The sequence below is a fragment of the Kordiimonas lipolytica genome (genome assembly GCF_042651265.1).
Lineage (GTDB): Bacteria > Pseudomonadota > Alphaproteobacteria > Sphingomonadales > Kordiimonadaceae > Kordiimonas > Kordiimonas lipolytica.
Map to the genome: position 1 here is coordinate 416454 of NZ_JBHSCR010000005.1, position 8464 is coordinate 424917.

At 59.1% G+C, this 8464-nt stretch carries 9 protein-coding genes; 4 read left to right on the top strand and 5 right to left on the bottom strand.

Going from position 1 to position 8464, the window contains the following annotated elements; genetic code table 11:
• Positions 1 to 74 precede the first annotated feature (74 nt).
• From ACFO5Q_RS09615 to ACFO5Q_RS09625, 3 genes are all read right to left on the bottom strand, one after another.
• Positions 75 to 1115, bottom strand: a complete 1041-nt coding sequence (locus tag ACFO5Q_RS09615) for a zinc-dependent alcohol dehydrogenase family protein (RefSeq protein WP_068151540.1) — start codon at positions 1113 to 1115, stop codon at positions 75 to 77.
• Between the two features lie 149 nt (positions 1116 to 1264).
• Entirely contained in the window at positions 1265 to 1777 is a 513-nt protein-coding gene (locus tag ACFO5Q_RS09620) for a type III secretion system chaperone family protein (protein ID WP_068151537.1), read from the bottom strand.
• Positions 1778 to 2086: 309 nt separating this feature from the next.
• Complete coding sequence (locus tag ACFO5Q_RS09625) at positions 2087 to 2338, bottom strand: accessory factor UbiK family protein (RefSeq protein WP_068151534.1); 252 nt, start codon at positions 2336 to 2338, stop codon at positions 2087 to 2089.
• A gap of 153 nt (positions 2339 to 2491) precedes the next feature.
• Between ACFO5Q_RS09625 and lgt the strand changes: the two genes are divergently transcribed.
• Positions 2492 to 3343 (top strand): prolipoprotein diacylglyceryl transferase, encoded by an 852-nt coding sequence (gene lgt / locus ACFO5Q_RS09630; RefSeq protein ID WP_068151529.1) that lies wholly within the window; start codon positions 2492 to 2494, stop codon positions 3341 to 3343.
• Positions 3340 to 4404, top strand: coding sequence for a class I SAM-dependent methyltransferase (locus ACFO5Q_RS09635; protein ID WP_068151527.1), 1065 nt, complete (start codon positions 3340 to 3342; stop codon positions 4402 to 4404). The genes lgt and ACFO5Q_RS09635 overlap by 4 nt, the downstream gene beginning before the upstream one ends.
• A 40-nt stretch (positions 4405 to 4444) precedes the next feature.
• On the opposite strand, the gene ACFO5Q_RS09640 is transcribed toward ACFO5Q_RS09635, so the two are convergent.
• Positions 4445 to 5038, bottom strand: a complete 594-nt coding sequence (locus ACFO5Q_RS09640) for a PAS domain-containing protein (RefSeq protein ID WP_068151525.1) — start codon at positions 5036 to 5038, stop codon at positions 4445 to 4447.
• A gap of 50 nt (positions 5039 to 5088) precedes the next feature.
• Complete coding sequence (locus ACFO5Q_RS09645; RefSeq protein WP_068151523.1) at positions 5089 to 6420, bottom strand: hypothetical protein; 1332 nt, start codon at positions 6418 to 6420, stop codon at positions 5089 to 5091.
• Positions 6421 to 6485: 65 nt separating this feature from the next.
• Between ACFO5Q_RS09645 and pgeF the strand changes: the two genes are divergently transcribed.
• Positions 6486 to 7247: a peptidoglycan editing factor PgeF gene (pgeF, locus tag ACFO5Q_RS09650; RefSeq protein ID WP_068151520.1), complete on the top strand. Its 762-nt coding sequence runs from the start codon at positions 6486 to 6488 to the stop codon at positions 7245 to 7247.
• A 156-nt stretch (positions 7248 to 7403) separates the two neighbouring features.
• Positions 7404 to 8336, top strand: coding sequence for a ribose-phosphate pyrophosphokinase (locus ACFO5Q_RS09655; RefSeq protein WP_068152520.1), 933 nt, complete (start codon positions 7404 to 7406; stop codon positions 8334 to 8336).
• Positions 8337 to 8464 lie beyond the last annotated feature (128 nt).

Below are 8464 nucleotides of genomic sequence, written 5' to 3' on the forward strand. Positions count from 1 at the left end.
GCGCTGAAACGGGGGCTGAAACATGGGGGGTGATAATGCGGCAGTTTCGCCACTAAATCCAGCACCGCAAGCGGCTAAAATCTATTGATAACGGCAACCCCGGATGTCTCGAACGTGTCCATGGCGGTCAGGATATCGATCCCTTCTTCCAAGGACACGGTTCTGCCGATCAATCTCTCGGGCGCAAGGGCCCCGCTTTCGATCATCGCCAGCATGGCACCGTAGCGGTGCGCCTGCATACCGTGACTACCCAAAATCTCAAGCTCGTTCGCGATCACCTTATCCATGGGAACTGCCGCGTGCGCGTGGTCTGCCACCATCAGGCCCACCTGCACATGCCGCCCGCGCTTGCGCAGGCTGGCGACGGAATTGAAGCAGGTCGCAGGATGGCCAAGGGCGTCGATGGAAGCATGCGCCCCGCCGCCGGTGACTTCCACCACCGCCGCGGGCACATCGGCACAGGAAGCCGCATTCACACTCGCCACCGCGCCCAGCGATTTGGCGAACTCAAGCTTGTCCTCAGTGATATCCACCGCCACCACATTTGCGCCCATGGCGTGCGCGATCATGATCGCTGAAAGCCCCACACCGCCACAACCATGCACCGCCACCCATTCGCCGGGCGCAACACGCCCCTGATCCACTACCGCGCGGAAGGAGGTCACGAACCGGCATCCCAGGCTGGCGGCGGTAACAAAATCCATGCTTTCAGGCAAAGCCACCAGATTGAGGTCCGCATGATGCAGCCCGACATATTCGGCGAAAGAGCCCCAATGGGTGAAGCCGGGCTGGAACTGGCTGTCGCAGACCTGCTGGTTGCCACTTTGGCACTGAGGGCACGCGCCGCAGCCGCCCACAAAAGGAACCGTGACCCGGTCACCCACCCGCCAGCGCATGACGTCCCTGCCCACGGCCACAATGGTGCCCGCAAGCTCATGCCCCGGCACGTGCGGCAGCTCTATGTCCTTGTCGTGGCCTTTCCACCCGTGCCAGTCGCTCCTGCAGATGCCCGTGGCTTCCACGCGCACCACCACGCCGTGGACCTCAGGCGTCGGGTCCGGCACAGTCGTTACCTGCGGGCGGACAGAGAAGGCCTCATAGACGGCAGCTTTCATGGCAGGGTCCTTTCAAGGGTAAGCAATTCGCCAGATGAAGTATGGCAGCAAATGCCCAGCAGTTTCACGACAAAAAAAGGGGCGGCGCATCGCACCGCCCGTATTTTCAGGCAGGGCCCATAGGGGCCAAGAACCGATCAGTTTATTTTCTATGCCGTGCCTGCACACTCCAGCATGGCGCTCTCGATCGCTTCTTCAGGAGACTGCCCTCCCCACATGACAAACTGGAATACAGGATAGAAACGCTCGCACTCCCCAAGCGCGGTTTCCACCATTGTCACCATATGTTCTTCGCCGATGGCGCCCACAAGCGGGTCACCCACCAGGCTGGCATGACGGAACAGAAGCGCATCCTCTTCCGACCAATATTCAAAATGGCCGATCCACATGCGTTCGTTGATCATGCCAAGAACACGGTAAATATCGGCCCGTCGGCCTTCCGGCACCTTCAGGTCAAAGAGGCAAGCGAATTGCAATGTCTTGAAATCGTCGCGCCAGAATACCCGGAACTGAAGGTCGGTATATTGGCCCGAGATGAACATGGTCAGCTCATCTTCACCGTGCCGCTCAACAGGCCAGTCATTGGCACCTGCGAGCTCCTCGGCGAGATCAACTGGATTCTGGCTGATAACTTCAGAATGCCCGGTACTCAGTGTCGTCATCTCGTTTCCCCCTGGAAAGTGAGTGCCGCCGGGCTGGGTAAGCTTAACCGGCAGACTCGGTTTCGCCGGTTAGCGCTATCTTCGATTCACCAGAAACACGAAATCTGGCTCCCTTGATCTAAAGTAACACTAGATATAGCGTGCCAAAGCAGGGAGTCGCTGGCAAGCATGAATTGTTTCGGAAGGGAAATTTCTTGTGGAAAAGTCGTTGAAGGACCGTTCTAATTTGGCGATTTCTGCCCCAAGAACAGGCCCTTAGATTCCACTGTTGAAGGAAATTATAGCGCGCAACTTTATTGCGCAAATGGCTTATTTTTGTTCAATCTTCTTCTTGAGAAGATCGATCTCTGCGCGCAGGTCTTCATTTTCCATACGTGCTTTTTCAGCCATTTCGCGCACCACATCGAACTCTTCGCGGGTCACCAGGTCAAGCCCTGCGAGCTGACGGTCCAGCCAGGCACGGAAATGCTCTTCCATCTCGCCCTTCACGCTGTGGGCTGCACCCACCGCACCGGTTGCCAGTTTGGAAAGATCATCGAAGAATTTGTTGCTGGTCTGCATCTTACCGTTCCTTAACGCTTGCTGACCTTCATATGGGCGATACGCAGGCAAAATGCAATGGGCGAGTTGCCGCAGGCGGATCGTCACCGCTTCGTCACTTGACACACGCGCCTGCGCGGGGATGATGGCGCAAAGCTTTCAAGGGATGGAATTATGTCACTCATTGCCAACCTCGCGGTTCTCACCTACCCGGAAATAAGCGAGTTCGCGCTCGGCCCCATAGATGTGGGCGGATTCGCGCTGGGCATCCGCTGGTACAGCCTTGCCTATATCGCGGGCATCATGTTTGGCTGGTGGTATATCCGGCGGCTGGCGTCAAAGCCCGGCGCAGCGATGGGGGTCAAGCATATCGACGATTTCATCACCTGGGCGATCGTTGGTGTTATCGCAGGCGGGCGGCTGGGCTATGTGCTGTTTTACCGGCCTGAGAATTATCTGGATGATCCACTGGCCATCTTCCGGCTGTGGGACGGTGGCATGTCCTTCCACGGCGGGGCCATCGGTGTGATCCTGGCAGTCATTTTCTTTAGCCGAAAACACAAGCTTGAGCTGATGCGCGTGGCCGACATTGTCGCGGTTGTCAGCCCCGTAGGCCTGTTCGCGGGCCGCATTGCCAACTTCATCAATGGTGAACTGTGGGGCCGTACAACAGACGTGCCCTGGGCCATGGTGTTCCCAACCGGCGGGCCGCTGCCGCGCCACCCCAGCCAGCTTTATGAGGCCATGGGCGAAGGCTTGATCCTGTTCCTGATCCTGATGTTTCTTTATCACAAGACGCGACTGGCCAAGGAAATGCCGGGCGTAATCGCGGGCACATTCTATCTGGGATACGGCCTGACCCGCGTGCTTGTTGAATTCGTGCGCGAACCCGATGTGGGCGTTGAGCACATCATGGGGCTTACCCGCGGGCAGTTACTCAGCGTCCCCATGTTCCTGTTCGCCGCCTGGCTGATCAGCAAAGGATTACGCTACAGGGCGGCACAACAAGCAAAGATGAAAAAGTGACGCCACTGAAGAACATCCTCGCGCGCCGGATCGAAGCCACAGGGCCGATCAGCCTTGCGGACTATATGGCCGAGTGCCTGATGCACCCGAAGTACGGCTATTACCAACGCGAGCGCGTTTTCGGCAGCGAGGGGGATTTCATCACCGCGCCTGAGATCAGCCAGATGTTCGGCGAAACCATCGGGCTTTGGCTCGCGGACCGCTGGATCGTCATGGGCCGCCCGGAAAGCGTGAACCTTGTTGAACTGGGCCCCGGGCGCGGCACACTGATGGCGGACATGCTGCGCGCCGCTGGCAAAGTGCCAGGCTTCAAGGATGCCACGCAGGTGCATTTCGTTGAAGCCAGCCAGCAGCTCCGCGCCCTGCAGGCGGAAAAGGTGCCGGGTGCGACCTGGCATGATGACTTTTCAGGTATCCCGGAAGGCCCCACCCTTGTGGTTGCCAACGAATTTTTCGACGCGCTGCCCATCCACCAGTATGAAAAACAGGGCGGCAAATGGTTCGAACGGTCTGTGGGGCTGGTGGGCGACCGGCTGGGCTTTGTGCTCTCGCAGCCTGGCGCCCAGTTCGCGCTTGCGCCCGCGCATCTTCTGAGCGCACCTGACGGCAGCCTGCTGGAGGTGTGCCCCGGTGCGATTTCCTCAAGCGCCAATGTGGCCAGCCACCTGGCGGCCCATGGCGGTGCGGCGCTCTTTATAGATTACGGCTACGCCATATCCGCCCCCGGCGATACCTTCCAGGCCCTGAAGGCGCACGCGTTCACAGACCCGTTCGCAGAGCCCGGCAAGGCGGACCTGACGGCCCATGTGGCGTTCGACCGCATCGCCGAAGCATCGGAAAGCGCGGGCGCCAAAGCCACCCCCGCCGCAGAACAAGGCGCCTTCCTGATGACCATCGGGCTTGGCGTGCGCGCGCAAGCACTGGCGGAAACGGCGTCATCAAAGGGCCAGGAACGCATCCTGTCCGAGCTGAAACGCCTGACGGCGCCCGATGAAATGGGAACCCTTTTCAAGGTGCTTGCGGTTCAAAGCAGCGCGCTGCCAAAACCGCCCGGCTTCTAACCCGACAGCGGATAGCGGCCTGAGCCATCAGGCATATCAATCAACGCATACGGTCAAGGAAATCCGCGTCAGGCTTGTGGCTATAATCCGCTGGCCCGCTGTCCGGCAAACCATAGCCCACATCCAGGTGGCAGGCTTCTGCCCAAAATTCACCGACCACAGTTCTGCCCTTCCCCGGCGACAGATAGCGTTCACGCAAAACCTCGGTCAGGCCCAGTAGCATGCTATTGTTGCCATCCTCGCGGGCAACTGGCAGCAGCAACGTGGCCGCGTGACGGAGCACCCCGGCAGGATACTCAATGGAATAGCTGACAAGACCACCGCAAGGTGCAGCCAGAAGGCCGCCCCACCAGTCTTCACTGATATCCAGAATATCAGAATGCAGGAAGTCGAAGAAATTGGCGCCGGCATCATGCATTTCCAGCCGGTCCTTCACGCCTTCGCCTGCCTGACAATAGCGATAGTCCCGTGGGCCGTTCTTCTCCAGCACCAGCATGTCAGGGATGAATTTGGAGAAGGCCCGCAGCGTGATATCGCGCCGGACAGGGACATTGCCGGCTGTGCGCGCTTCCTCCCATGCCTGACGGAATGCGACCAGCCGGTCATTTTCTATAAGGTCTTTCAGCTCAACCACTTAACACTTCTCCCACCGGCCAGCTTACTCCGATTTGAAAGAAAAGGAAATCAGGAAGAAGGGGATGGTGCAGCGGCTGACAAAACGGCCCTGAGTGCTTTGATCGCAGCGTCCGGGTTCAAGGGTTTTTCCTTCAGGAACGCCAAAAGTGCCGACCGTGCATCCTCGCCGAAACCCAAGTGTTCCATGGTATCCAGATAAAGCTGCACGCTCGTGGTGTCGCGCATGCCAGCCTGGCCGCTTGCCGCCATCGCCTGCCAGAAACGGATCATGCCGTCCCCCGGGGCATCGGGGTTGAGCGCCGCGCCCACCATGCGGTTCACAAGCGCCCCGCACTGATAGACGGCGTCAAAGCGGCTGTTTTTGGGCGCATCATGCACACTGGTTTCCGCGAGCAGGCTTCGACATTTGTTGGTGACAGTGGCCCACAGGCTGTCAAGCTGACCGGCCTTATAGGCTTTCGCCCGGCCCATCAATTCATACGATAGCGCTTCAGCGGCACCCTCATGCACCCACGAGTGATCGTCGCCCAGCCAGTCGCCCCACACCTCCCGCTGCCAGATATGCAGCACCTCATGCATGGTAAATCGCGGAAAATAGAGCGGGTCGCTGTCGGCCCACTTTGCGCTGCCCTTACCCTTCATGGTGAACAGTATCTGGTATGGCAGCGTGCCGGCTTTTGTCTGGTCGGATGGGGATGTCTCCAGCTCCCCCGCCGCCATAAACACCAGATAGGGCTGAACTGGCCTGAAGCCGAATAGCTCTTCAAGGAGTTTGTTACCGCGCGGCAGGGTGCTCAAGACCCCAAGCCGGGCACTCGCAGGGATCAGCGGGTCGATCACCAGCGTGGCGCCTGCAATCTCCTTCGGCTCCCTGGGGCCGAAATAGACGAACTGTTCGGCCAACCCAGAAGGATTGCGGGTGATGACCCGGTCCCCGTCCAGCCCGCGGTAGGTCGCCTTCAGGTCATAGTTTTCCCATGTGCCGTGCCGTAAGCCCCGTCCCATCAGATAGCCGGTGAAAACAGACACGCCCCCATCACTGAAGCGGGAAAAAGGCATATAGTCCTTCTTGGGGATCATGGTGTTGGTGGTGATATCCAGCGACGCACACCGGAAGGATTTCCCGTCAGCCCGTTCAAGATGAGAAACCGGCCCGGAATGGATCAGGGAAAAGCCCGGGTCATGGGCGCGCCAAGACTTGCTGCGCAAATCCGCGACTGGACGCTCGAACCCCAGCGCCGTGATGCTTTCATCAAAACAGAAAGTCGCCTTCCAATCCTGCGCTGCCTCGCGCGTCAGCTCGAACGTGCCGCTAACATCGGCGCGCGCCGCCACACTCAGGCCCAAAACTGCCAATATGTAGATAAATAAGCGCATCATGCCCCTGTCACCGCCCGGAATATTTCCTATAGTGCGAAAGCAACAGGAAAAGTAAAGTCAGACCCATGACCGACCATTTGAAAAGCCCAAGCCTCGAAAGCCCACACGCGTTTTTCAGCCGTACGGGTGGTGTCTCGACCGGCCTCTATAAGGGCCTCAACTGCGGCCCTGGCTCCAGCGACGATCCGGCCTGCGTGCTTGAGAACCGGTGCATAGCCGCCAAACACTTGTCCGGCAGCGCGGACACACCGGTGCTGAGCTGCTATCAGGTGCATGGCCGGGATGTGGTGGTCGCGACAGAAGACTGGGGCAATGACCGCCCGAAGGCAGACGCCATGGTAACAGACCAGCCGGGCCTGATTCTGGGCATCCTGACCGCAGACTGCACGCCCGTACTGTTCGAAGACCGGGCAGCCGGTGTCATTGGCGCGGCGCACGCGGGCTGGAAGGGCGCGCTTGCGGGCGTGACCGACGCCACGGTGCGCGCGATGGAAGCGCTGGGTGCCAGGCGTGAGCGCATCCGCGCTGCTGTCGGCCCCACAATCCATCAGGCCTCCTATGAGGTAGACCTGGATTTCCGCGACCGCTTCACTAAAGAGCAGCTTGATTTCGACCGCTTCTTCCTGCCGGGCAAGGACCCATGGCACTTGCAGTTCGACCTGCCCGGGTTCGTGAAATACCGCCTGGAGGCAGACGATGTCGAATCGGTCTGGATGGCGGAGCTGGATACCTACACAAGCGAGGACCATTTCTCCTACCGGCGGACGACTCACCGCCACGAGGCAGATTACGGCCGCCAGCTTTCCGCAATCATGCTCAAGCCCTGAGGTTCACTTTTGGAATATATGAACCCATCCGTCCCGATTTGAGGCACTGACCCGATAAAATGCCCTCCTGCCGGGCTGGTGCCTTTACACATGCCCCCCCGGCTGGTACAGACCAGCAAAACGCAACATCTTCATCGCACGGAGGCCTTAATGGGCATGAAGATCCTTACCGGGAACTCGAACCCGGAACTGGCGGAAGCCATTGCCGCCTACTTGAACATGCCGCTTGCAAAAGCCGCTGTTAAACGCTTTTCCGATCAGGAAGTTTTCGTTGAAATTCATGAGAATGTGCGCGGTGAGGATGTCTTCCTCGTGCAGCCGACAAACTTCCCGGCCAACGACCATATGATGGAACTTCTGGTGTGCATCGATGCGCTGAAGCGCGCATCCGCCCGCCGCATCACGGCTGTGATCCCATATTTCGGCTATGCCCGCCAGGACCGGAAACCAGGCCCACGGACGCCGATTTCCGCGAAGCTGGTTGCCAACCTGATCACCACCGCCGGTGCCGACCGCGTGCTGACGATGGACCTGCACGCAGGCCAGATCCAGGGCTTCTTCGATATCCCGACCGATAACCTCTATGCCATGCCCGTTCTGGTGCGTGACCTAAAGGAAAAATACGCCGGCAAGAAAACCATGATCGTATCGCCTGACGTGGGCGGCGTGGTTCGGGCGCGCGCATACGCGAAGCGCCTTGATGCGCCGATCGCCATCATTGATAAACGCCGCGAACGCGCCGGTGTTTCCGAAGTGATGCACATCGTGGGTGACGTGAAAGATTATCACTGTGTGCTGGTAGACGATATCGTCGACAGCGCAGGCACGCTTTGTAACGCCGCCAAGGCGCTTGCTGAGCATGGCGCGTCCAGCGTTTCCGCATACGTTGCGCACGGCGTTCTTTCCGGCCCGGCCTATGAGCGGATCGAAAACAGCGTGATGGATGAGTTGGTGATCACAGACAGCATCCGCCCAACCAACGCCTGCAACGTCAACCCGAAAATCCGGGTTGTGACCGTGGCGCCGCTTCTGGCGGAAGCCATGAACCGCATCGCGCACGAAACCAGCGTTTCGAGCTTGTTCGAATAAACGGTTCAAGCATAGAAATTCCAAAAGCCCCTGCCCTAACCGGTGGGGGCTTATACATTGAGAGGCACGAAGATTTGTTATGATCTTCGTGCCTCTTTGATTTTGAACAGGGGGTGGCCACCCCCTGT